Origin of the sequence: Desulfitobacterium nosdiversum (assembly GCF_049860565.1) — a bacterium.
GTDB lineage: Bacteria > Bacillota > Desulfitobacteriia > Desulfitobacteriales > Desulfitobacteriaceae > Desulfitobacterium_A > Desulfitobacterium_A nosdiversum.
The window spans coordinates 2,426,586-2,447,967 of the sequence record NZ_CP172056.1; the positions used below are offsets into that span (position 1 = coordinate 2,426,586).

At 37.6% G+C, this 21,382-nt stretch carries 25 protein-coding genes and 1 pseudogene; 23 read left to right on the top strand and 3 right to left on the bottom strand.

From position 1 onward, the window contains the following. Positions 1–142 precede the first annotated feature (142 nt). Positions 143–1,357, bottom strand: coding sequence for an IS110 family transposase (locus ACHOLT_RS11770; RefSeq protein WP_425800822.1), 1,215 nt, complete (start codon positions 1,355–1,357; stop codon positions 143–145). Between the two features lie 386 nt (positions 1,358–1,743). Between ACHOLT_RS11770 and ACHOLT_RS11775 the strand changes: the two genes are divergently transcribed. The 9 genes from ACHOLT_RS11775 to ACHOLT_RS11815 all read left to right on the top strand — a co-directional run bounded on the left by ACHOLT_RS11775 (position 1,744) and on the right by ACHOLT_RS11815 (position 9,663). Further along, a complete protein-coding gene (locus ACHOLT_RS11775; protein ID WP_425808032.1) occupies positions 1,744–2,217 on the top strand; it encodes a VanZ family protein in 474 nt (157 codons plus the stop codon). 139 nt (positions 2,218–2,356) lie between these two features. Further along, on the top strand, positions 2,357–2,722 hold the full coding sequence (locus ACHOLT_RS11780; RefSeq protein ID WP_425800838.1) for a DUF4259 domain-containing protein: 366 nt from the start codon (positions 2,357–2,359) through the stop codon (positions 2,720–2,722). A gap of 75 nt (positions 2,723–2,797) precedes the next feature. Beyond that, on the top strand, positions 2,798–3,376 hold the full coding sequence (locus ACHOLT_RS11785; protein ID WP_425800840.1) for a hypothetical protein: 579 nt from the start codon (positions 2,798–2,800) through the stop codon (positions 3,374–3,376). Positions 3,377–3,639: 263 nt separating this feature from the next. Continuing rightward, positions 3,640–4,707: a linear amide C-N hydrolase gene (locus ACHOLT_RS11790; protein ID WP_425800842.1), complete on the top strand. Its 1,068-nt coding sequence runs from the start codon at positions 3,640–3,642 to the stop codon at positions 4,705–4,707. Between the two features lie 213 nt (positions 4,708–4,920). Continuing rightward, complete coding sequence (locus ACHOLT_RS11795) at positions 4,921–5,538, top strand: L-2-amino-thiazoline-4-carboxylic acid hydrolase (protein WP_425800844.1); 618 nt, start codon at positions 4,921–4,923, stop codon at positions 5,536–5,538. 246 nt (positions 5,539–5,784) lie between these two features. After that, positions 5,785–6,234: a DUF5071 domain-containing protein gene (locus ACHOLT_RS11800; protein ID WP_425800846.1), complete on the top strand. Its 450-nt coding sequence runs from the start codon at positions 5,785–5,787 to the stop codon at positions 6,232–6,234. A 568-nt stretch (positions 6,235–6,802) separates the two neighbouring features. Further along, a complete protein-coding gene (ltrA, locus tag ACHOLT_RS11805; protein ID WP_425800848.1) occupies positions 6,803–8,149 on the top strand; it encodes a group II intron reverse transcriptase/maturase in 1,347 nt (448 codons plus the stop codon). 146 nt (positions 8,150–8,295) lie between these two features. After that, a complete protein-coding gene (locus ACHOLT_RS11810; protein ID WP_425800850.1) occupies positions 8,296–9,069 on the top strand; it encodes a hypothetical protein in 774 nt (257 codons plus the stop codon). 168 nt (positions 9,070–9,237) lie between these two features. Then, positions 9,238–9,663: a hypothetical protein gene (locus ACHOLT_RS11815; RefSeq protein WP_425800852.1), complete on the top strand. Its 426-nt coding sequence runs from the start codon at positions 9,238–9,240 to the stop codon at positions 9,661–9,663. A gap of 153 nt (positions 9,664–9,816) precedes the next feature. Here ACHOLT_RS11815 and ACHOLT_RS11820 read toward each other — a convergent pair. Then, positions 9,817–9,995, bottom strand: a pseudogene (locus tag ACHOLT_RS11820) (transposase zinc-binding domain-containing protein); the annotation flags it as partial. 52 nt (positions 9,996–10,047) lie between these two features. Here ACHOLT_RS11820 and ACHOLT_RS11825 point away from each other — a divergent pair. The 7 genes from ACHOLT_RS11825 to ACHOLT_RS11855 all read left to right on the top strand — a co-directional run bounded on the left by ACHOLT_RS11825 (position 10,048) and on the right by ACHOLT_RS11855 (position 15,406). Next, complete coding sequence (locus ACHOLT_RS11825) at positions 10,048–10,275, top strand: hypothetical protein (protein WP_425800854.1); 228 nt, start codon at positions 10,048–10,050, stop codon at positions 10,273–10,275. A 358-nt stretch (positions 10,276–10,633) separates the two neighbouring features. Next, positions 10,634–11,239, top strand: coding sequence for a hypothetical protein (locus ACHOLT_RS11830; RefSeq protein WP_425800856.1), 606 nt, complete (start codon positions 10,634–10,636; stop codon positions 11,237–11,239). Between the two features lie 769 nt (positions 11,240–12,008). Next, positions 12,009–12,626: a lysozyme inhibitor LprI family protein gene (locus ACHOLT_RS11835; RefSeq protein ID WP_425800858.1), complete on the top strand. Its 618-nt coding sequence runs from the start codon at positions 12,009–12,011 to the stop codon at positions 12,624–12,626. A 141-nt stretch (positions 12,627–12,767) separates the two neighbouring features. Further along, complete coding sequence (locus tag ACHOLT_RS11840) at positions 12,768–13,202, top strand: NUDIX hydrolase (RefSeq protein WP_425800860.1); 435 nt, start codon at positions 12,768–12,770, stop codon at positions 13,200–13,202. Between the two features lie 62 nt (positions 13,203–13,264). Beyond that, complete coding sequence (locus tag ACHOLT_RS11845; protein ID WP_425800862.1) at positions 13,265–13,636, top strand: hypothetical protein; 372 nt, start codon at positions 13,265–13,267, stop codon at positions 13,634–13,636. A 402-nt stretch (positions 13,637–14,038) separates the two neighbouring features. Beyond that, on the top strand, positions 14,039–14,725 hold the full coding sequence (locus ACHOLT_RS11850; protein WP_425800864.1) for a DUF1287 domain-containing protein: 687 nt from the start codon (positions 14,039–14,041) through the stop codon (positions 14,723–14,725). A gap of 306 nt (positions 14,726–15,031) precedes the next feature. Next, positions 15,032–15,406 carry a DUF6194 family protein gene (locus ACHOLT_RS11855; RefSeq protein WP_425800866.1) on the top strand — a complete coding sequence of 125 codons (375 nt, stop codon included), beginning with the start codon at positions 15,032–15,034 and terminating at the stop codon, positions 15,404–15,406. Positions 15,407–15,633: 227 nt separating this feature from the next. Here the strand turns inward: ACHOLT_RS11855 and ACHOLT_RS11860 are convergent, their stop codons facing one another. Next, complete coding sequence (locus ACHOLT_RS11860; RefSeq protein WP_425800868.1) at positions 15,634–15,996, bottom strand: YopX family protein; 363 nt, start codon at positions 15,994–15,996, stop codon at positions 15,634–15,636. A gap of 248 nt (positions 15,997–16,244) precedes the next feature. On the opposite strand from ACHOLT_RS11860, the gene ACHOLT_RS11865 reads away from it, so the two are divergent. The 7 genes from ACHOLT_RS11865 to ACHOLT_RS11895 all read left to right on the top strand — a co-directional run bounded on the left by ACHOLT_RS11865 (position 16,245) and on the right by ACHOLT_RS11895 (position 21,331). Further along, positions 16,245–16,835 carry a hypothetical protein gene (locus tag ACHOLT_RS11865; RefSeq protein ID WP_425800870.1) on the top strand — a complete coding sequence of 197 codons (591 nt, stop codon included), beginning with the start codon at positions 16,245–16,247 and terminating at the stop codon, positions 16,833–16,835. A gap of 525 nt (positions 16,836–17,360) precedes the next feature. Further along, positions 17,361–17,906: a dihydrofolate reductase family protein gene (locus tag ACHOLT_RS11870; protein ID WP_425800872.1), complete on the top strand. Its 546-nt coding sequence runs from the start codon at positions 17,361–17,363 to the stop codon at positions 17,904–17,906. Beyond that, positions 17,903–18,805 carry a PhzF family isomerase gene (locus tag ACHOLT_RS11875; protein WP_425800874.1) on the top strand — a complete coding sequence of 301 codons (903 nt, stop codon included), beginning with the start codon at positions 17,903–17,905 and terminating at the stop codon, positions 18,803–18,805. The genes ACHOLT_RS11870 and ACHOLT_RS11875 overlap by 4 nt, the downstream gene beginning before the upstream one ends. A 23-nt stretch (positions 18,806–18,828) precedes the next feature. Further along, positions 18,829–19,374, top strand: coding sequence for a hypothetical protein (locus tag ACHOLT_RS11880; protein ID WP_425800876.1), 546 nt, complete (start codon positions 18,829–18,831; stop codon positions 19,372–19,374). A 189-nt stretch (positions 19,375–19,563) separates the two neighbouring features. Continuing rightward, positions 19,564–20,184 (top strand): HD domain-containing protein, encoded by a 621-nt coding sequence (locus ACHOLT_RS11885; RefSeq protein ID WP_425800878.1) that lies wholly within the window; start codon positions 19,564–19,566, stop codon positions 20,182–20,184. Between the two features lie 3 nt (positions 20,185–20,187). Continuing rightward, entirely contained in the window at positions 20,188–20,673 is a 486-nt protein-coding gene (locus tag ACHOLT_RS11890) for a GNAT family N-acetyltransferase (protein ID WP_425800880.1), read from the top strand. Between the two features lie 52 nt (positions 20,674–20,725). Beyond that, positions 20,726–21,331, top strand: coding sequence for an HD domain-containing protein (locus ACHOLT_RS11895; protein WP_425800882.1), 606 nt, complete (start codon positions 20,726–20,728; stop codon positions 21,329–21,331). Positions 21,332–21,382 lie beyond the last annotated feature (51 nt).

The following is a 21,382-nucleotide window of genomic DNA, read 5'->3' on the forward strand; positions in this document are numbered from 1 at the left end:
TATAAACCAGCTAATTGATGTCAAGTAAAAGTTTTTAACGTTTAATTGACAAGAAACGAAGACATAGCAAAGCTGGCCTACATGTTGTAAGCTTGAAAAAGAGTATGTAAATAAAAGGTATTTCTAAGTCTATACAGAATTCTTATTTTGAGGTTGAAAAAGGCTGCTGTGAAGATAAAATCCCGTAGATCATCCTTAGCATTTTGTTAGTTGTGGCTATAATAGCAACTTTACCCGCTTTACCTTCGTCTATTTTTCGAAGGTAAAAGTCACTGAGAGTAGGGTTTAAGGGGCCGCCAACCCTGTTACTGATTCCAGCCACAGTAGCTTGATAAATGGCCTTTCTTAGAAAGGGTGAACCTCGCTTAGATATCTTGTTATGACTTGATTTAAACTTTCCCGATTCAAAGACAGAGGGATCAACGCCAGCAAAAGCGACCCACTGTTTTGCGCTCGGGAATCTCTTAATATCACCAATCTCAGCAAGAATGGTGGTGGCTGTAGCCTCTCCAACGCCAGGGATTGAACGGAGAAGAGGGTAATCAGGGGAAAAGTTTGCCCAATAGACCATTTGAGCCCGTATGTCAGTCAGAATGTTTTGTTGGGATAAGAGGAGTTCTATGTACATCCTTAAAACCCGTATGTTTGACTGTTGGGCGCGGTTATAAGGCAAACTTTCCTTGGCAGCCAAGATAAGTTCATCTGTTTTAAGTTCATTCCACCTTTGAGATTTCTTCGCTGGCTTAAGACACTCCATAATCTGGTCTCGGGTAGCCGATAGAATAGCTGCTGGTGAAGGAAAAGAAGAAAGAACACGTAAAGCAGTAGGGCTGCATAAGTGAGAAAACACTGACTCAAACTTCGGAAACAGAAGATCTAAAACAGATCGTAACCGAAGCTGAGTTTCAGTATATAACGTATTAAAACCATCATATTGCCGACAGAGGTTCTGTAATTCCAGGATATGATCCTCAACAGGTTTGGCTACAGTAAATTCATTTAAATAATAAACCTGAGCAATCCGATTCGCATCAATGGGATCAGTCTTAATTTTGCGGACGGATTTCTTTTTTTCAGCATGAGTTTGGAGAGGATTAAGAACAACAACCTTATAACCCGCATCTTGAAAGTAAGCCATAATTGGCTTGGAGTAGTTACCTGTAGCTTCCATAACGACATGAGGACGTTTACCAGTTTCAAATTCTAAGGTAATTAACTTCTCGGTTAGCCTAGACATGTCACGAGGAGAATGTAGGAAGGAAAAAGGCTTGGATAGGGGTTCCTGATAACGTTTAAAAATTAAGGCAACGCTCTTAGACTTAGAAACATCAATACTTAACACAGGAACATCAATCATGAAAAACCTCCTCTTTTGCTGGGTTCCATCTTTAACAACCACCTTTAGGTTCGCGTTGTGATACGGGCTCAAGGCCCAACCAGCTCAATCAAAGTATTGGTGCCAAAGAGGGCGTGAACAGTTTATACGACGGGATCAAGGTCCCAACAGAGTGTACGTTCTAAACCCAGTTTTCTTTCAGTATAAAGGAACACAAAAGAAAAAAGTCCATACCCAGATTGAACTGGTTATGAACCTATAATACGAACAGAGGGTTTGCGACATCGGGGTAGAACATAAGGTAATAACCCGACATCGCAAACCCTCAAAACGTTACACACCATTGGCATAAAGAAATCTGTAATTATTGGGAATAGGGAAAGGGGTGCGAAATGGATTACTCAAGGATGAATAAGTTGATACGAAAAATTGCAGGTTTACTCTTCCTTACGTATTTTACCTACCTAATATATAGACTTTTCTTTTATGCATACGGTCAGTATTTCAGGTTTTATCAAAACGAAATAAGATATAATTTTATTCCATTTAAAACTATTCTTAGTTACATAATTGGTATTAGCAAATATAAACTTGATGTATGGTTTTTCAATCTTTTTGGTAATATATTAGCTTTCATGCCGATGGGTTTTCTCTTGCCTATTATTTTTCATAGTCTACAAAGTTTTAAAAGGATTACGACTATTACATTTCTCATTAGCTCTTTTCTTGAAATGATTCAGTTTTTGCTTAAACTCGGAATAACAGATATTGACGATGTTATTTTGAATACCCTAGGAGGATTATTAGGTTATTTATTACTAATTTTAAGCCGAAAAACAGTCGATCAGATAATAAAAAAGGTTGGGTTCAACGGCGTATAACAGCTGGTTCCCGACACTTTGTATAGATGAATGCTATTGGGATGCGTCGCGAGCCGGCGAGACGTTACACGCAATCCCGCTTGGGTCAAGCTCAAGAGAGATCTTTATAAAAGAGTAATTTAAGAAGAGGTGTAAAGACATGGGAGCATGGGGAACTGGAATTTTCGAAAACGATTCTGCATCGGACTGGGTCTACGAGGTCGAGGAATCAGAAGGATTGGATTTGGTTGAATTAGCACTTAGAAAAGTCTGCGATTTAAACAAAGAGGGCTCTTACATTGAGGAACCTGAGAGTTCGGAAGCACTTGCTGCTGCCAAAGTAGTTGCATTTCTAAACGGAAAAGATTCTCCAGATTTACCAGAGGAACTAAAAAGCTGGGTTCAAAATATAAAATGCAGTGGCATTGATAAAATAGTGGCTCTCGCGAAAGATGCTCTAAACATAATCAAGACGGAGTCAGAATTAAAAGAGTTATGGGAAGAAAGCGATATATGTATTGAATGATCTACAGGGCAGACTCTAAGACATAAATTGGGAACGGGACAGCGTATAAACACGGCATTTGCGACACTGCCAAAGATGAATGTGGTTGGGACGCGTCGCAAATGCCCAGAACGTTATACTAAATACGGCCTTAATCCTGGTTTTAGCTTAATTTTCATCCTTCAAATTTATAGTAGATTGGGAGTGGGTGATATTTTACAACACAAATTTTTAGCTATCCTCGTCGGAGCAATTGCGGTTACGATACCTACTATTTTTTTGTGGCGTCGAATAAGCTGGAGAAAGTCGTTACTTGTAATTGTAGCTATTGCGTCAATAGATTTAGATCACTTCTTTTTCACAAACCAGGCCGGGTTCTTGCAAGTTCCTAAGCAGGGAGTAAAAATACTTCACGCTTTTCATACTATAGAGTTCTTATTACTAATGTTATTCATTAATCTCTTAGATATTAAACGAGGACGTAGTTGGGAAGCCTGGTTTTTTCCTCAAGAGAGGGATTATGACAAAATATGGTGGTATTACCTCGCTTGGACTACTCGAATACTCCTTTTTGGTCTGACTCTACACTATTTTATGGACTTTTTTATTTATACTATTATGGGTAAATGGGGATTTTACGATCTTTCAGTAATACACTATCTCCTACACAATTGACTAACTATTTTAGTTTTATCAATGAAATATAATAGCTGATATCTGGGGGACCGTACTTCGTACGAACAGAGTGTTTGCGATACTTTGCCAATATGAAAGCGGTTGGGACGCGTCGCAAACACTCAAAACGTTCTACGACATATCACGCTAGGCCGCGCGTCCATGCGCGGATTTTCTGAGGGAAGGTTTGTGGCTATTTCATATTAGTACGATAAAGCGAAACAAGGATTATTCATATAATTATGAGTAAAGAGGATGATTAAGTGGTAAAGAAAAACAGGGGTAAAAAAATAATACTCGGTATATTGTGTGCTATTTTACTTGTTACGGCGTTGGCATTTATATTGTTTTTTAATGAGTTGAGAAGTTTAGCTTCATTAAAAGTCATTGATAATTATCCAATGTATCGAATGACTTACTTTGGAGATTATGGATTTAATGAATTTTTAAAGGTTGGTGCTAAAAGTGACAGTGATATTGAAAAATTTGTTACGAAGCGATTACTAAAAGGGTTGCCAATAGACATTAATGTAACTGGAGCTGGTTGCACAGTATTTGTTACAAAAAATGATAAGGGAGATACCATTTTTGCAAGAAATTTTGATTTTACATATGCACCATCATTACAGGTATGGGCCAATCCTAGAAACGGGTATGCTTCTGTATCAACTGTTAATCTATCTTTTGCTGGATATTCAAAGGACAACTTGCCAACTCCAATGGGAATAAATAGCTTCTTGACTCTGGCTGCTCCATATCTGCCGTTTGATGGCATGAATGAAAAGGGTGTTTCTATAGCACTTTTAGCGGTCCCTGAAGCTCATATGAGTACAGATGAAAATAAAGTAACGTTAAATACAACAACAGCAATTAGGCTTGTATTGGATAAGGCTGCAACTGTGGATGAGGCAGTTGATCTATTGAGAAAATATAACATCTATTTTTCAGGAGATATTAAATGCCATTATTTAATTGCAGATGTTACTGGCAAATCGGTTATCGTTGAATATTGGAATGGAGGATTACAGGTTGTTAAGTCAGATAAATCATACCAGATTGCCTCAAATTTCATTGCATATAATGGATTAGATATTGGTGAAGGGTATGATGAATTTGATAGATACGATTCTGTCAAACAGGCGATTGAAGAAAATCATGGGAAATTGACTAAAGAGCAAACTATAGATTTGCTTACGCAAATTGGTGTCCATGGACCTGCAGGAGAAGATAAGTTACAGTGGTCGGTCGTCTACAATCTAACTGACTTACAAGGATATAGTTTTGCACATCGGAATAGGGGAAATGTAAAAGAATTTACTCTGAAAAAATGAGCATAATCTGTATACAAACTGATGCGCATTTTTTTATTTTGTTACTTAGAAGTGTGTAGGAGAATGTTCAAGGCCGCGCCGTCCTGTCGCGGATAGAATATAGTGGGGTATTGAGCTTTGAAAATACTACACCATTGCGTAGGTTATTCTTAAAATGCAAATTAATTTAGAGATATGAATTTTTCAATTATTTATATACTTTGGGAGGTAAAGATGGGATTTGATAAAACTTTTTTTCCTTACTTTAATAAATTTTGTATTGATAAATTAGGGCCTGATATAGGCAAAGTGGTTAATGTTGAAGCTGAGAACAAATTATCCCATATGATAAAGGAAGCTGATTACAGGAATAACAAATATATCAGATGGCATATGGATGCAAATATGCTACCGTCAATAGCAATATATCTAACATTTAAGAGGTTTCCAAGCATTGCTTATAAAGCCTATGAATATACAGACGAAGTGTTGCAAATAGCTCGTTTGAAAAGTCAAAAGAAAAATCAATTAATTGGAAGATTACCATTTGGCTATTTTGCTTTTAGATTGTTTTGCAAGTCAATTGTGACAAAACAATATCCTGAGCAAGGATGGGATATGCAATGGATTCAAAATGATAAAAATGAAATTCATTTCAATATGAAAAGTTGCATCTATTTCGAGACTACAGAAAAATATAATTGTACTGAAATGTGCCCGTTGTTTTGTGCAAATGATGATGTGATATTATCTGGATATAAGCCTCAAATTGTATTTGAGAGGAGTGGAACAATTGCTAGGGGGCAGGACATATGTGACTTTCACTTTAAAAATCATAAGTACATAAAATGAACCTAATGTGATGTTTATAGGTTTTAAATCATGATTCTCATGGCCCAAATTCATCTTGAATGTTTTTAGGGTTTAAGGGGTCGACATCCTGTCGCCCTCTGAATCTGGGGGCGACCAACTTCATTTAACACAGGATTACCGTAACTTGAAAATATGCATGTGGTTGTGACGCTACGGTAATCCCGGGGACGTTATGTGTAATGGCAATGTCGGAGCAGCTTAACAAGATTAAATAGGTGATGAGGTATGAGCGGAATTACTGGTTTAATTGGTGACTTAGACTGGAGTAAACCTGAAGAAGTTCAAAAAGCAGCTATTAAAAAGTTACTGGAAATTGATGACTTAAACCTTGTCCTTTTGGCACAACAATCTGATGTCTGCCACAAGAGTTGTTGGTATAATGCTGCTAAAATCTTGAAAACAATTGGGTATCCACGAATCAATTCAGTCTTGCCCTATCTGATGGAATGGTTTCAAGATATCAACTGGCCTGGGGTTGATACAATTGCTGAAGCATTACGCACAATAAGCCCAATTGAATTAATTCCATACATTGAAGAGGCTTCGAAACACGCAATAGCTCATAATGATGACAGCTGGGCTTTTGGATTGGTAACATTGATTAAGAAATTTAATTTAACACATTTATTAAATAAGGAACTCTACAATGAACTAATTCAGCTATCGGACTATTGATGTTATGGATAGTTGTTTAAAGCTGTTCTACGAAGCTGCCACAACACATGACACAGGATTTCCGTAACTTTGCCAAGATGAATGCGCAATGGCGCTACGGTAATCCTTGAACGTTAGTGCGCCAAGCAAAGCTTGGTACTTCTTGCAAGGTGAAAGTCCTTGCTGGGCAAGGTCTAGCCAACCACCCATATCAAGTGTTGCACTGAAACTGGTAACAGTTAGGCGAAGCGTACACAGAGAACTATATAGGCCACAGGGAGAACCGTAACTCCTGAAGAACATTCAGCCCCGTAAACGTGAGAAATGCAGATGGCGACGTGTTTAACGTCACGGAAGCCAACACAGAGGAATTGAGAAGGCGAGATTCCCGAGGGTCTGTTGGGGTCAGAGAACGTGGCATGTATGGAGAGAAGTATCAAGAACTTGGGAGACCCTGACAGTTCCGGCATAGCCGGTAGGTCTTACCAATCGGAAAAGAGGAAGGCTGATGACTGACAGGGAGTCGGATTAACCCATAATACTCTGAAGTCGGGAAAGCCGACTACATGGGGAAGGGGTTAACAAGAGTATGAAGCCTGCAAAGGAAACATCAACCGGACATGCAGGATCGGGGAAATTGATGCAAACCTCCCTGCAGGGAATAGCACAGAAAGCAAAAAGACTCGAGAAATACCGATTTCGTAACTTATATCGGATGCTAAACAAGAGTTCACTGGCAGAAGCGTGGAAAACAAATAACAAGAAAGCAGCGGCCGGGGTGGACAAAATAACGGCCAAAGAATTTGCGAAAGAACTTAATCAAAACTTAGCAAATCTAGCGGAGCAACTGGTAGGGAAAAGATATCGGGCGAAACTGGTACGAAGGGTAGATATACCCAAAGGGGAAGGAAAAACAAGACCGCTGGGAATACCGGCTATAGCAGACAAACTTGTCCAAAGCGCAGCAGCTAGGATACTGGAAACCATTTATGAACAAGATTTCCTTGCAAGCAGCTATGGCTACCGACCGAAGCTCAGTGCTCATACCGCAATCAAGAACTTAAGTAAAGAACTTAACTTTGGCGATTACAGCTACATCGTAGAAGCGGACATCAAAGGATTCTTTCAAAACATCGATCATGCCTGGCTAATAAGAATGCTGGAGCAACGAATAGATGACCAAGCATTTGTAGGACTCATCAAAAAGTGGCTTAAAGCAGGAATCTTGAAGCAGGATGGGGAAATTGAACATCCAATAACAGGAAGTCCACAGGGAGGAATCATCAGTCCAATACTAGCCAATATTTACTTGCACTATGTAATCGATCTTTGGTTTGAGAAGATAGTCAAACCACACTGCGAAGGAGAAGCCTATCTATGCAGGTATTGCGATGATTTTGTATGTGCGTTCAGGTATAAAGAGGATGCAGATAAATTCTATCGTTCGCTTCCCAAAAGGTTAGAGAAGTTCGGACTGGAACTGGCAGAGGAGAAGACCCAAGTCATCCGGTTTAATCGCTGGTTAAGAGAGCAAAGCAGCAGCTTTGAATTCTTGGGGCTTGAATTTCGGTGGGGAACTTCCCGTCGGGGGAAAACAATCATCACCAGAAGAACAGCCAGGAAAAGACTAAGGAAGTCTCTAGCTAACTTTAAGGCATGGTGTAAGGAAAACCGGAATAAGAGACTGAGACGATTGTTTCCGGAACTGAACAGTAAATTGAGGGGCTACTACAATTATTATGGACTGATAGGAAATGCTGAAAGTTTGAAAATATTCTACGGGCAGGTAATGAAGATACTATATAAATGGCTGAATAGAAGAAGCCAAAGAAAGAGTTTTGATTGGGATGAGTTTAATAAGGTATTGAAAAGATATGGTGTACCGACCCCCAGGATAATGGAAACGAACCAGAAACAGCTTAGTTTCGAGTTTTGAGCTGGATTACGGAAGCGAATACTTTTGAAGAGCCCGGTGCGATAGTTTCGCACGCCGGGATCTGTGCGGGGGGTGTCGGGCAACTGGCATCTCTACCGTGACTACGACAGCAGGGGAAAAACGTATGATTTTTTGGAGGGTTTATTGTGACTATAGAAAACATTACAAGCGTTAGTATGATAGGTAAGCTTTCTTCGTACTATGGAGGGGATTTTCACTCATCTACTGTAGACATAAAGGAGTTGCTTTCTGGAAGAACATCGTTTAGAGAAGAGGCTTTTTGTGAGGAGCTACACCTAAAGTCCATAAATTTTGATATTTTTGTACATCATGTAGATGAAGATGGGAATGTAGATACCGAGAAAGCTGGGGAACTAACCGGAAGATTATTTGATGTTGAACGGTGTACTGAGGATGAATTTGATCCGATGGAAGTCTTTGATAATGTCGACCAATATACATATGAGATTTATGAAATGGGACGTAAACATCATGAAGGAATTGTGAGTGATAATATTTTCGCTATTGATTCTTTCATGATATATCCAGAATATAGAGAGAAATATATCGGGACTGCAGTAATGCATATTTTATCTGAAGTACTTGAAGCTCAGTTTAATCTGAAAGCAGGTTGCTTAATTGTAGTCCCAAAAATCATTTATGATGCAGAGAGAGAGCCAGAACCTAAGGATTCTCAATATGAACAGCTCACGAGTAGATGTGAGAACTTTTGGATGAATCTAGGGTTCGAAATGGTGGAAGCACCATACTGGTATTTTAACTTGGATATGAGACTGTTGGTTAAGGGCCAGATACCAGGGCAGAAGGTTGAAGAAAAAGAAAGCTATCCTAAGTTAGTTGCGGAAAGCGCAACTATTTATGAATTTCCATCTCGTTCAAATGGACAAACAGATCAATAGTGCATATGTGCAATTTGGGCTCCCAGCCGTCGTATAAACAGCGTTTTCCTGTAATTTTGTCAGTATGATTGTAATATGACGCTACAGGAAAATGCGAGACGTTATATGACAGGGCTCCTATCGGTGAATGCGTATGAGGTCAAAAGGCAGGGAGGAGATTTTGTGTGCATGATGGTATATCTTGCTTCAGACAAGAGATTGCCTACTATTCCTTGGGATGATAATATCAAACAGAGCATCTCAGTTTTCGAAATGAAAGAACCGGATGTTTTAGTAAAGAAGCACTTAACAAAGAAATACGTTTATGATATTGGAGCATTCGAGGGATGCGGATGTGGCTTCAAATTTGGAATTTATCAACCACTGGACGAAGAAGATGAACAAAATGAAGCGGATGGACGTAAATCCGTTGAAGAATTGTTTAATTATTTAAAAGAACATATCAGTATTGGAGATAGAACTGAGTTATATTCTTGCTGGGCCGGTGATGAGGGTTGTGATCTTGAGCATAGAACAGTGATAAATCTGAGGGAGTTTAAATTAGGTTCAGACTTTCAGTTTTTACAAAACCAATTAGTAACAATACAAGGTTAATTAGGTTTAATAGTAGGTCATTTTATTGCTAGTATTTGAAGGGGAGCCCCATCATATAACTTATTAGAGATTTATGATGTTCCTAGAGACAGAAGAAGCCATTGATTAAAATCAGTGGCTTTAGAAAAAATATTTGTCTTTTATAGCAAACAGAACAAGTAAAGCATAGAGAAGTTTCTGATTCTGAAAGATAAGGATATTAAGTTCTTGGGGAGTTTAAAACTATATGAAAATAAGCCAACAGGTAGGAGTTTTGCCATCTGAGCATCCACCCATTGCTGTTGAACCGAGTGTTAACATTTAGTGCAATGCCTGTTGCGACAGGAATTGTATAGTTTTGTGTCTATGGTTGGTCACCTGATCGATAATGGATAGAATCTCACTTTGAGAAAGCACATAAGGAAGCTTTTTGGGCCGTTTAGGGCGAACAATAACATCATCAGACCAGTTGAAGTTGAGTATCTTGTTGAAAAAAAGCTTAAAAGCGTTGCAGGAAATATTGATGTTACTGTAGCTAATCCCGGATTTAATGCGATAATAAAGATAGTCTTTGAGTTCATCGGGAGAAGCTTCCTATGCAGGTTTATGAAAGTGTTTTTCCAGCAACCTTAAATGACAGAGATAATGTTTTGGGTTTGAGGGGAAAGTCCCCGGAGTTCCATTTCGAACTTCATTTTCTGTAGATAAGACGAGTAAGTTTGCAAGTTCTGAGGCATGACATTCATCCTTTCCAAGTTAATTGGGTTAGCAAAAGAATGATATCATGCTCAGTATATATTTGTGCTTTATATAGCCACCGCGCAGCGGTTTAGTACAACATGGCATTCACGAAGCTGGAAAAGGTGAAGGTAGTATGACGCTTCGTGAATGCCTGGAACGTAGTTATGTAACAATCCGAATATCGGAGATATAAAATTAGGTTTCATCTTTATGAGAGAGCTTTCAGGCTAAAGAGATAGGGGAGGTTAACATGAAGAAATGGCTAATGACCTTGGCGACATTTATTTTCATCGTTATTTCGCTTATCACCCCAAAGAACAGCCATGCAACGGATTGGATAAAACTGTCGGCCGAAGATGTAATTGGTGCTTCTGAGGTCATAGTACAAGGTAAATACGATTTATCAGGTTTTGAAGGAAAAATGGCCGATAGTAGAATTTGGATACCTTTTACATTTAGGGTTGATCACTACTATAAGGGCTCTGGTAGCAACAACATTGATACTGCAATTCAGCCGTTTGATATGGGTTGGGTGAAAGAGCACCAGGAGAAGAACGGGTTATTTGTTCTTTTCTTAGAGCGAGACAACAGCAATGGAGGACTACTTATCCCAGTAGGTGGTCCAAATGGAATGGGTCAAATGTTAAACGGAACTATCCAAAATCAAAGTTCTGAAGATATGTCGACGTACAATGAATTTCTAGGGAGGAAAGCACAAGTCACACCTACTCCATCCAAGGTTAATTCGGTTATACATAGTACGTTCACTTGGTATTGGTTAGTTCTAGGATTGGCATTAGTGTTAGGAGTTTTGTCATTACTCCGATGGCTATTGATAAAACGGAAGTCTTCCTAAGCATAAATTCCAAGCTTCGGAACATCACATGAACAGCACGTTCCCGCCACTTAGAAGAGATGAATGCGGTTAGGACGCAGCGAGAATCCATCAACGTTATACGCCATCTTCGGTCTATAAAGAGTTCTGTAATAGCACGAAAGGGGGGAGAGAAATTAACAGAAAGATAGCAAAGCTGATTTGGATTTTAACAACTGGTATTCTAGACATTTTATTTATAGCTGCTCAGATAATGATATTTAACTGTAATTTCGAATGGTGGCCGTGGTATGACCCAGAGGCTCTATTAGGGATGATATTTATACCAGCTTTTCATTTAATACAGGCAATTGTAATAATCGTTCTAGGAATTAACTTCTTCATAAAAGAGACAAGATATAATGGACTAATCGTATTTTTTAGCATTATTATGTATGGGTTATTTATTTTCATTTTAGATGTTGCAATTCCAAATAAAGCAATATTTTATTCGATACTAGTAGTTGAAATAATTATGTATATTTTACTAATTATTAGAATACTGACTTATTCGATTAGAGCTTTTTCGAAGGTTAAAAAAGAAGGATAGAACATTGAATAGCTTAAGTTTAAATATATAGGTTTTATATATTTTGCATGGCAGTTTCACCGGGACGGTATATAACAAGGCATTGCCGAAACTTGCATAGATGAATGAATGTGGTTAATACACTTCGGCAATCCCAAGGCGTTATGCGCAGTAGGCCTATTGGTGTAGTCTAGAATGATGTTTATATAGGGGAGTTTATTAGTGAAGAGAATTATAAAATTGTGCCTTCTTATTGCAGCAGGCTTTTTGCTTGTATCATGTGGAAAAGTAACTGTTGGCACTGCACAGCCTCAAAACGAAAGTCCCTCTCCAGAGGCAACTCAACAAGTAGTCAAGAGTGAACGAGTTCAAGTTAGTGGCTCTGGAAATTACGGGATATATGACATAACGGGTGAGTTTGTAAAGAAGGTAACTAACAATCCGATTGATAGCGATTATGAAGCCGAGTTTAAGAAACTAAACCAATCCAAAGATTTTTCAACATCCGCTGAACTAGTACTTGAGTCGAAGTATATTAAGATATGGGATACAGAGTTGAATTCTATCTATAATAAGCTACTAACAGAGTTGAACTCCAAAGAGAAAGAGACATTAATTGAGTCCCAAAAAGGTTGGCTACAATACCACTTGAAAGAACATGATTTTGTGAAGCAAGTGTTTTATTTACGAGAATCAGGTCCAGTTCTGGGTAGTCAGGGTACAGTTCAGATGCAACAAGCGATTAAAGGAAGAATACGTGAGAGAACACTTGAGCTGATGGAATATTACACAGTTCTGGGAAATGATGTGGAATTCGAATATAAAAGTATCAAAAAATAACTTAGCAACAAATTCAGGGCTGTTCTAGGGGTTGTGTTATTGCTGAAATGTAATCTTTTGGGAAATTTTAACATGGAGAAGCAAATCCCAAGATATTATAGGGAGGATGTAGCGGATTAATAAAGAGAGGGAGCGGGTGCAATGCTAGAGGTAACTTTTTACGAGTTAAATACTGTGGAAGATAGACAACTTCTATTCGCAGTTATCATGGCAAGATATGAAGGAAAATGGATATTCGTAAGGCATAAGGATAGAACCACATGGGAAATTCCAGGTGGACACAGGGAGAAAAATGAAAAGATAAATATTACTGCATCAAGAGAATTATTTGAAGAAACTGGAGCCAAGAATTTTAGTATTATCCCGATATGTATTTATTCAGTTAACACAGGAGAGACTGAGACTTTTGGGCAGTTATTCTATGCTGATGTAAAATCCCTTGAAAAATTGCCCGATTTTGAAATGGGTGAAATTAAACTCTTGGATACCTTACCTGAAAGTTTAACATACCCATTAATTCAGCCATATTTGTTTAAGAAAATTGAAGAGTTCTGTACAGAATTAGAAAGAAACTAATTTGCATGCCTCTTATTTTATGACGCAATAGTATGCTATTGTGAAATGGAAGGTCATTGTTAATGAAAGGAATAATTGCGTTCATATCTTCCATCTGTATTTGTATTTTACTTGTGGGGTGTACAACTTTTGATGAAGCCAAAGCAATCGCCATAGTAATAAAAGACCATCCAGAATTTCCAACAAACCCATCTGACGCTGTATTAAAGAAACTTCCCATAGGTGGAAAACAAGGTGCGATAGCAAATGTCAAATTTACAACAAAAGTTGAGAAGGATGGGAAGTCTACTTATTTAGTAACTCTCACAAAAGAATGGGGCATCACGGTAAACGGGGAATACGTAAAGAGTTTTTGGAAATATGATGTTACTCCTAATAACGCTGTACTTTTGGAAAGTATTGATAATGATAATCTTCCAAACTTAATAAAATAGTACAAAACTATTGCACAATATTCTTATTTTGTGTCTTGGTTTTTGAATGTTTAAGGCAGCGCTGTCCGTGGCGCTGTCTGAGTCAAGGGTGGCCACAGAAGAGAGCATAAGATTACAGACTGTAAGAATGTTGTGGATTCGGTTGTAATAATAGCGTATGTACGCGCTTATTTACCCAAAGATCGGATTCTACCAATCGTCCACTGCGTTCGGACAGTCCAGCCTATAATTCACTTATGCAGAAAAAAATGGTAAAAGGGAATAGGCTGATATAAAATAAGGGTGAAAGTTTTCATCATCATGGATGCTACGAATCGCGGCATAGGGATGAGTTATATGAAATGTCCGGGAACGTAAATCTGAGGGATAGAAATTAGGGGTTTCAGACGAGGTGAAGTTTCCATGAAAACACTAGTCAAAATCATAATTGGTTTAACGGTTTTGGCTATTTTGGGATTTGCTATTTGGAAAGGGATTAGATTGTTCGCGCCCAGCTACCATTTACCATTTGTACCATCGGTACGTGTTCCCAAAATTTCCTGCCCAATTGATAAAGATACTGATGGTGTCGACGATTTAACGGAATTTGTTGTAGGAGCAAAGGCAGAAGTAATGAGAAAGCCCGAGTATCGTAGCGCTTATTATAAAGGGGGATATCCGCCCGAAAAAGAAGGAGTATGTACTGACGTTGTGTGGAGGGCAATGCGGGATGCTGGTTATGATCTGAAGTCGTTAGTGGATAAAGATATACGTGAGAATTTGTCTCAGTATCCTCGTGTCAATGACAAGCCAGATCCCAATATTGATTTTCGGCGAGTTCCTAATTTAATTGTTTTCCTACGTAGGCATGGGATGCAGCTTACAAAAGAAATAAAATCTGGGAATGTCGAAAACCTTTATTTATGGCAACCAGGCGATATAGTTACTTTCGATTACCCACATGAACATATTGCAATAATTTCAGACAAAAGGCGACCCGACGGAGTACCTTATATATTGCATAATGCTGGGCCGACAGCAAGTGAAACAGACCAATTGCAAAGTTGGCCTTCTCCAATTACTGGACATTTTCGTTTCCCAAGGTTTTGAAAGATTTATGAAAGCCCGGACATCACATAACACGGCATTGCTGAAATGTTTTTTCAAACGGTGTTTATTTATAGAATAGATTTTGGCGGAGATATGGTTGAAGATCATCTATTTATTAAGTGAGCATGCCGCAGCATAATCAGTATGCTATTGATCATCAGAATGAAATAAAGACAAGATTATTGAGGGTATTTATGATATTTACTCTAAATTACAGAAAAGTTATGGCTATGTACGTAAAGAGAAAGACGAATACATGCCAGAATTGAAATGTGCTTTATCTTGTTGAATATGTAAAAAAGCTCATTGAAAGGAATTAATAATAATATGGAAGTGATGAGACCAAATGAAATAATTGAAATATGCCATGAAAGAATGAAGGGTACGGTTATTGTAAATGCCTGGGGAGAAAAGGGGATTTTCTATAACCCAGGTGAAGTATTAAAACGAGGTGTTTATATTATGACCGTGAAGGAAAAGGATGGTGATAACGATAAAAGTTCCTTCCTAAATAGAAAAGATATATATCGCTTAAATACTGGAATTAGTAAAAATAACTTTAAACATATATTTGGTAAAGTTCCAGCAAGACCGGCGGCGGGTTGTGTTGTTGACATGCCATATAATTTTTCGGAAACGAATAAAATTATGCCTCATCCGGTTTATGCATGGATGGGATGAATTTGTGTTTTAAACCCAACCAGAGAGATATTCAACGAGTTTTTACCATATATTGATGAGGCGTATGAACTGGCAAAGAAGAAATTTTCAAAGAGAGTAAAAAACTGTAATTATCTTAAAGAGGATATGAGTAAGATACAAATTCTAAATTACTATGTAGGAAATATGTACAACCAGAAAATTTTCTAATAAGGTAAGAGAATGTAGTAGACAGCAAAAAGGTTATTTCATGTATTTAAATTGCCGTTTTGAAACACATTTCCTATAACGCTGCCTGATGTAATTGCACTGATGTTACACCTTAAGGAACTTCCTAGCTTTTCAAGTTCGTAAGTTGCCAGAGTTTCATTCCAAATGATACGGTAAATATCAGATGAGATCTGGACTAAATCAGCTTCGTATGCATCTATTCCGTTTTCATCAGAAAAACCAGTCCATTGAAGCAATTCAAATTTCTCGACGGGTTCCCACGATTTGCCGGGCACACTAACTGCAAATGGAACTGAATTGTTAATATCAAAACTTATAGCTTGTGGTTTAAACATTTTCATTGTAACCTTGTCCCAAACCCGAAACTTTAGTTCTCTCAAGTTAATACCTCCTTCATTTGATTGCGAAAGGTCCACTATATAACTACGTAGAGGAAGCCACATTTAAGGCGGTAAAAAAAAGGCTTGTATTTTTTACCATAAGGAAACGGGAGAGACATTAGTATTAATAGCTTGCTTCTTTTTATTTAAGGTAACTAAAAAAAAATAAAACTAAAAGAATGCAGGTGGCTTGGGATGCGTCGAGAATACTCGGGACGTTATAGGAAATAGCCGGAGAGGGAGAGAATATGAGGTTAGCTTTCAAAAGAATCGCTTTAATTGCAGTTGTTCTACTTATTACGTTTGGGATTTGGTTTACATATTCAAGTGGGTATAGACTTTCATCATCAGAGGCGGCAATGGCTCACTTCGATGTGAGAAAATCTGCAACAGAATTCGGAGAAGTTAATCTCCAATGGGGAAAAGTCTATTTGTTTAACACATCAAAGGGACCACGTACTGTACTTGCAACAAAGGAAGGATTTTTGTGGCAGGCTCCTGTGGCCGTATATTTTTCTCAAAGCTCAGATAATGTTAAGACAGTTGGGTGGATGAGCTACAACGGAAAACAAGGTCATGCGATGGTGTTTGCAGTAGAAACTTCGGATTCGGCAGTATCATACATTCAGGTTGGTCCTGCTACAGATAGGATAAAGAAAGAGATTACTGTTAAAGAACCGGTTGTTTTTTCATGGAATAAAGAAATAGATATAAATAATTTAAATCCCGTAGCACTTTCAAAGGATGGCAAGGTACTATATGAATATAGATATCCTAAGGACACAACAACCATTACCAGTGAAGATTTGAAATGGTATCCAGTTAGTGGATCTAAATAACTTGTCTCTTTTAATCTAGGGTCATTAATTTGTGGGAAGAATCTTTTAGAGTCCAGGTAATTTTTATTGCGTTACAAAAGGACATTGAGAAAGCATTGCTTTTTACCTAATTTTCAATTGGCAAAAGAAGGATTTGACTGGATTTGTGGAGAAAATTGTTAGATATGGAATTATCGTGAGGAAGGAGACTAATAATGATGAATATAGGACCTAGCATTGGTTTTGGCATTTTTGGCTTATTTTTCGGGGTAATCTATCTAGGCATATTTGCTCTATCTATTTATTTAATAATTAGTACCATACAATTTTTTAAGAGAAAAACCCAAAATGACAAGGAACTATTACAAAAGCTAGATTCTCTTATCAGCGTACTTAAACAGACAAACGAGCAACATTAAGGATTGAAGAGGTTTCACTATTGCACAATAGGCATAGTAGAAACCTCTACGTTTATATAAGAAGTTGGTTCGATACCAACCGTATCCAATATAGATTATTGGATAAAAAATTATGGAGAAAATGCTAATGAACGATAGAAAAGTCATTCTCTACATTGCAATGAGCTTAGATGGGTATATCGCAAAAGAGAATAACGATATAAGCTGGTTAAACATTGTAGAAGCCCCAAACGAAGACTATGGTTATGGAAAGTTTGTACAAAATATTGACACTGTTATTATGGGAAGAAAGACATATGAAAAAGTAATATCACTTGGAATTGAATTTCCCCATAAAGGGAAAAAGTGTTATGTCATTTCGAGAACGAAAACGGGTTTCGATGAGAATGTGGAATATTATTCTAATAGTCTTGACGAGTTAATTGCAGATTTGAAGAACATAGAAGAAAAGAATATCTTCATCGATGGTGGAGCTGAGATTGTTAATGAACTATTAAAAGGAAATCTGATCGATGAATTTGATATATCAAAAGTTCCTATCTTTTTAGGAAATGGAATCAGGTCCTTTAAAAACGGAAGTCCTGTGCAAAGACTAGAATTAGTAAGTTCTAAGAGTTTCAAAACGGGCCTTGTTCAATTATGGTATGAAAAAGGGGAAGTGGAGATTAAGTGAGAGCACTAAAGATTTATCAGGTCGATTCATTCACAACAGAAAAATTCAAGGGGAACCCGGCTGGTGTTGTCGTGAACGCAGATGGCCTAACCGATCAAGAAATGTTGTACATTGCCCGGGAAATGAACAATTCAGAGACGGCATTTATATTTAAGCCGGATGGGACTGATCATGAGGTTAAGATAAGATATTTCACGCCGAAAACCGAAGTGCCGGTGTGTGGACATGCCACCATTGCCGCGCACTATGTTCGGGCAATAGAACGAAAACTGAACTCATCCACTGTCTTTCATAAGATTGGAATTGGAATTTTACCGGTTGAAATCAATAAAGAGAATAATGATTATTCCATAATGATGACCCAAGGTGAAATTGAGTTTTATCCACCTTTTGATCGACAAGTTCGGGATAATATAGTTAATGCAATAGGTTTAAAAGCGGATGAATTGGACCCACGATGTCCGATTCAAATTGTGTCTACAGGACATTCCAAGGTTATGATTGGAATTAAAACCAGACGAAAGCTGAATGAGTTGTCCCCGGATATGCTGGCCTTAACCCGGTTAAGTAAAATAGTTAACTGCAACGGATATTTTGTTTTTACAATGGATTCAGAACAAAAGGATATCTTAACTCATGGAAGAATGTTTGCACCTGCCATAGGTATCAACGAAGATCCGGTAACTGGAAACGCTAACGGTCCACTTGGGGCATATCTGGTTAAACACGGTTTAGTTAAACATAATAAGTCAAACTTTTCTTTCACGGGTGAGCAAGGATATGCAATTGGGCGAAGCGGTCTAGTTAACGTGACGGTTCATTTAGATAACGGAGAGCCTGAACAAGTCAAAATTGGAGGACGAGCAGTTATTGTTTTTAAAACAGAGATACAGATATGAAAATGCGCATGAGGTGTAACAGTATGTCATTAACTAAAATTACGCTATCTATTATTTTATTACTTCTCATGTTAACGGTTGGCTGCTCAAAAGCAATTACGAAAGCAGAAAAAACGAATAACACTGAGAGTTATGAACATAGTGAAATAGAACAAGAATCAAAGGATACCGTAATTACACCTGCGCAACGACAGTTAGAACTACTTCAAGAGGCATTTGCACCACAAACTCCTAAAGAAGCGGCAGACAAATGGGCAAACGGTGTTAAAACAAGAAATGGAGCAGCACAATTTGCAGTATTATCTCCGGAATTAAAAGAAAAGCTGCTAAGCAAATATAAAGAAATAATGTGGGTGACAGGAACATCAAGTCCTTGGGTTAAACAGTATATCATATTAAATGAGCAAAAAGAGACTGAAGAGGTACGGAAATACGAGATCCAATTCGAATTGGCAACGTCAACGGGTACAGCAGGAAATTATACAATTGAGGTTAGCATTAAAAAGTACTCAAACAAATGGTATATTACACAGATTACATCACCCATAGGTGGATTATTTCCTCAATAGTTGTAGTTCTGCTTATTTCGTGCATTGTACAATTTTGGGGGGGAATACATTATAAGGAGTTAAATGTGGAAATGGAAGCGTCATTTAAAGAACAGCTATTTCAACACTTTGCCAATATAAAAGTTGTTATATTTGATTGTGACAATGCTTTGCAGGCAATTTTTTAATAAGAAGGGTTCAAGATAATACATGAATTCAAAAGATATAATTAGATTTTTAAATATAGCTGAGAAATTAAAATGTGAATTACGTCATTCTTGGACATCTACAATGCGGCAAGAAAGTGTCGCGGAACACAGTTGGAGACTTTGTATTTTTTCGTGGTTGATAAAAGACGAATTACAAGATCAATATGATATGGACAAAGTTATGAAAATGTGTTTGTTTCATGATTTGGGTGAAGCAATCACAAGTGATATTCCAAGTTTTTATAAAAATGAAGAAGATACTAGAAAAGAAGAGGCTGCAGTAAATCAAATAGTCAGTATGCTGGATAATGATTTGCGTTCCGAACTGAGTGATTTGTTTATTGAAATGAAAGAACAACAGAGTAAGGAAGCTAGATTATTTAAAGCACTTGATAAATTAGAAGCTGTGATTCAGCATAACGAATCTCCGATTGAAACTTGGATACCCTTAGAATTTGAATTGAATAAAACATATGGAAATGAGGAAGTAAAAGGGATTGCTGTATTGGAAGATTTGCGAGAAGTGGTAAGGCAAGATACCATAAAAAAGTTAGCTTTTCCAGGAGCATGTAACATGTCTATGTTTCAAAGGATATGTATGTTTAAAGGGAGGGATGAATAGGTAATGAATATTTCCTTAATAAAAGCACAATTGGAAGATGCAGAAACTATTCATACCTTGCAGATTAAATCGTTTATCCCCCTATTGAAAAGATATCAGGATTTTGACACTAATCCTGCAAATGAACCCCTTGAAAAAGTTATTGCGCGAATCAATCAATCATTTACAGATTTCTATCTTATTAAAAGTGACGGTTTAAATATTGGCGGTATTAGAATAGTGAAAATGAAGGGTAATCGCCTTCGTGTTAGTCCAATTTTTATTTTGCCAGAATACCAGGGAAAAGGTATTGCACAAAAAGTTTTTCAAATGGTTGAGCATATATACTGTGATGCAAAAGCGTGGGAATTAGATACTATATTACAGGAGCGAGGAAATTGTTATTTGTATGAAAAGTTAGGGTATAAGCAAACAGGAAAAACTGAAATGATTAACGATAAAATGACCTTGGTTTTTTATGAAAAGTATGTGAAAGCAACGAGCCCATAAGAAATCGATTTGTGTTGAAAGAGATTTTAAAATTGTGACAGGAAGGTGAAAAATGAAAGTCCCATCGATAGAAAAGGCGAAGTTACTATTATCTGAGGCTGGTACATTAAATCCGGGGCCCTGGATAAATCACTCAATATATACTGCAGATGCAGCGCATAACATAGCAAGTTATCATAAAGACCTTGACCCAGAAATTGCTTACATCATGGGGTATCTCCATGATATCGGAAGGCGTTATGGAATATCAAATATGCGTCACATTATAGATGGGTACAGTTTTTTGAGCCAATTGGGTTATGAAGATTGCGCAAGAATTTGTCTAACGCATTCGTTCCCGTTTAAAGATACTGATTCGTACTCCGGTAACAATGATTGTACATCCGAAGAGTTCAACTTTATCAAAGAATACATAGCTGGTGTTGACTATTCAGCCTACGATGAATTGATCCAAATCTGTGATGCACTGACTACGCCAAAGGGGTTTTGTCTGCTAGAGAAACGTTTGGTAGATGTAGCGTTAAGGTATGGAATCAATAATTTAACGATTGCGAAATGGGGAGCCACCTTTCAAATAAAAAAGAAATTCGAAGATAAAATTGGAAGATCTATATATGACTTATTGCCAGGAGTAAAAGAAACTACTTTTGTAGAATAAATGTCACGCTTATAAAAACATTACCAACATGCTGTGAATATTGCAAGCTAC

What these genes read in the sequence shown, in the direction of transcription:
- ACHOLT_RS11770 (WP_425800822.1), bottom strand. Translation starts at nt 1,357, where the DNA reads ATGATTGATGTTCCTGTGTTAAGTATTGATGTTTCTAAGTCTAAGAGC.
- ACHOLT_RS11775 (WP_425808032.1), top strand. Translation starts at nt 1,744, where the DNA reads ATGAATAAGTTGATACGAAAAATTGCAGGTTTACTCTTCCTTACGTAT.
- ACHOLT_RS11780 (WP_425800838.1), top strand. Translation starts at nt 2,357, where the DNA reads ATGGGAGCATGGGGAACTGGAATTTTCGAAAACGATTCTGCATCGGAC.
- ACHOLT_RS11785 (WP_425800840.1), top strand. Translation starts at nt 2,798, where the DNA reads ATGAATGTGGTTGGGACGCGTCGCAAATGCCCAGAACGTTATACTAAA.
- ACHOLT_RS11795 (WP_425800844.1), top strand. Translation starts at nt 4,921, where the DNA reads ATGGGATTTGATAAAACTTTTTTTCCTTACTTTAATAAATTTTGTATT.
- ACHOLT_RS11800 (WP_425800846.1), top strand. Translation starts at nt 5,785, where the DNA reads ATGAGCGGAATTACTGGTTTAATTGGTGACTTAGACTGGAGTAAACCT.
- ltrA (WP_425800848.1), top strand. Translation starts at nt 6,803, where the DNA reads ATGAAGCCTGCAAAGGAAACATCAACCGGACATGCAGGATCGGGGAAA.
- ACHOLT_RS11815 (WP_425800852.1), top strand. Translation starts at nt 9,238, where the DNA reads ATGATGGTATATCTTGCTTCAGACAAGAGATTGCCTACTATTCCTTGG.
- ACHOLT_RS11830 (WP_425800856.1), top strand. Translation starts at nt 10,634, where the DNA reads ATGAAGAAATGGCTAATGACCTTGGCGACATTTATTTTCATCGTTATT.
- ACHOLT_RS11840 (WP_425800860.1), top strand. Translation starts at nt 12,768, where the DNA reads ATGCTAGAGGTAACTTTTTACGAGTTAAATACTGTGGAAGATAGACAA.
- ACHOLT_RS11845 (WP_425800862.1), top strand. Translation starts at nt 13,265, where the DNA reads ATGAAAGGAATAATTGCGTTCATATCTTCCATCTGTATTTGTATTTTA.
- ACHOLT_RS11850 (WP_425800864.1), top strand. Translation starts at nt 14,039, where the DNA reads ATGAAAACACTAGTCAAAATCATAATTGGTTTAACGGTTTTGGCTATT.
- ACHOLT_RS11865 (WP_425800870.1), top strand. Translation starts at nt 16,245, where the DNA reads ATGAGGTTAGCTTTCAAAAGAATCGCTTTAATTGCAGTTGTTCTACTT.
- ACHOLT_RS11870 (WP_425800872.1), top strand. Translation starts at nt 17,361, where the DNA reads ATGAACGATAGAAAAGTCATTCTCTACATTGCAATGAGCTTAGATGGG.
- ACHOLT_RS11880 (WP_425800876.1), top strand. Translation starts at nt 18,829, where the DNA reads ATGTCATTAACTAAAATTACGCTATCTATTATTTTATTACTTCTCATG.
- ACHOLT_RS11885 (WP_425800878.1), top strand. Translation starts at nt 19,564, where the DNA reads ATGAATTCAAAAGATATAATTAGATTTTTAAATATAGCTGAGAAATTA.
- ACHOLT_RS11890 (WP_425800880.1), top strand. Translation starts at nt 20,188, where the DNA reads ATGAATATTTCCTTAATAAAAGCACAATTGGAAGATGCAGAAACTATT.
- ACHOLT_RS11895 (WP_425800882.1), top strand. Translation starts at nt 20,726, where the DNA reads ATGAAAGTCCCATCGATAGAAAAGGCGAAGTTACTATTATCTGAGGCT.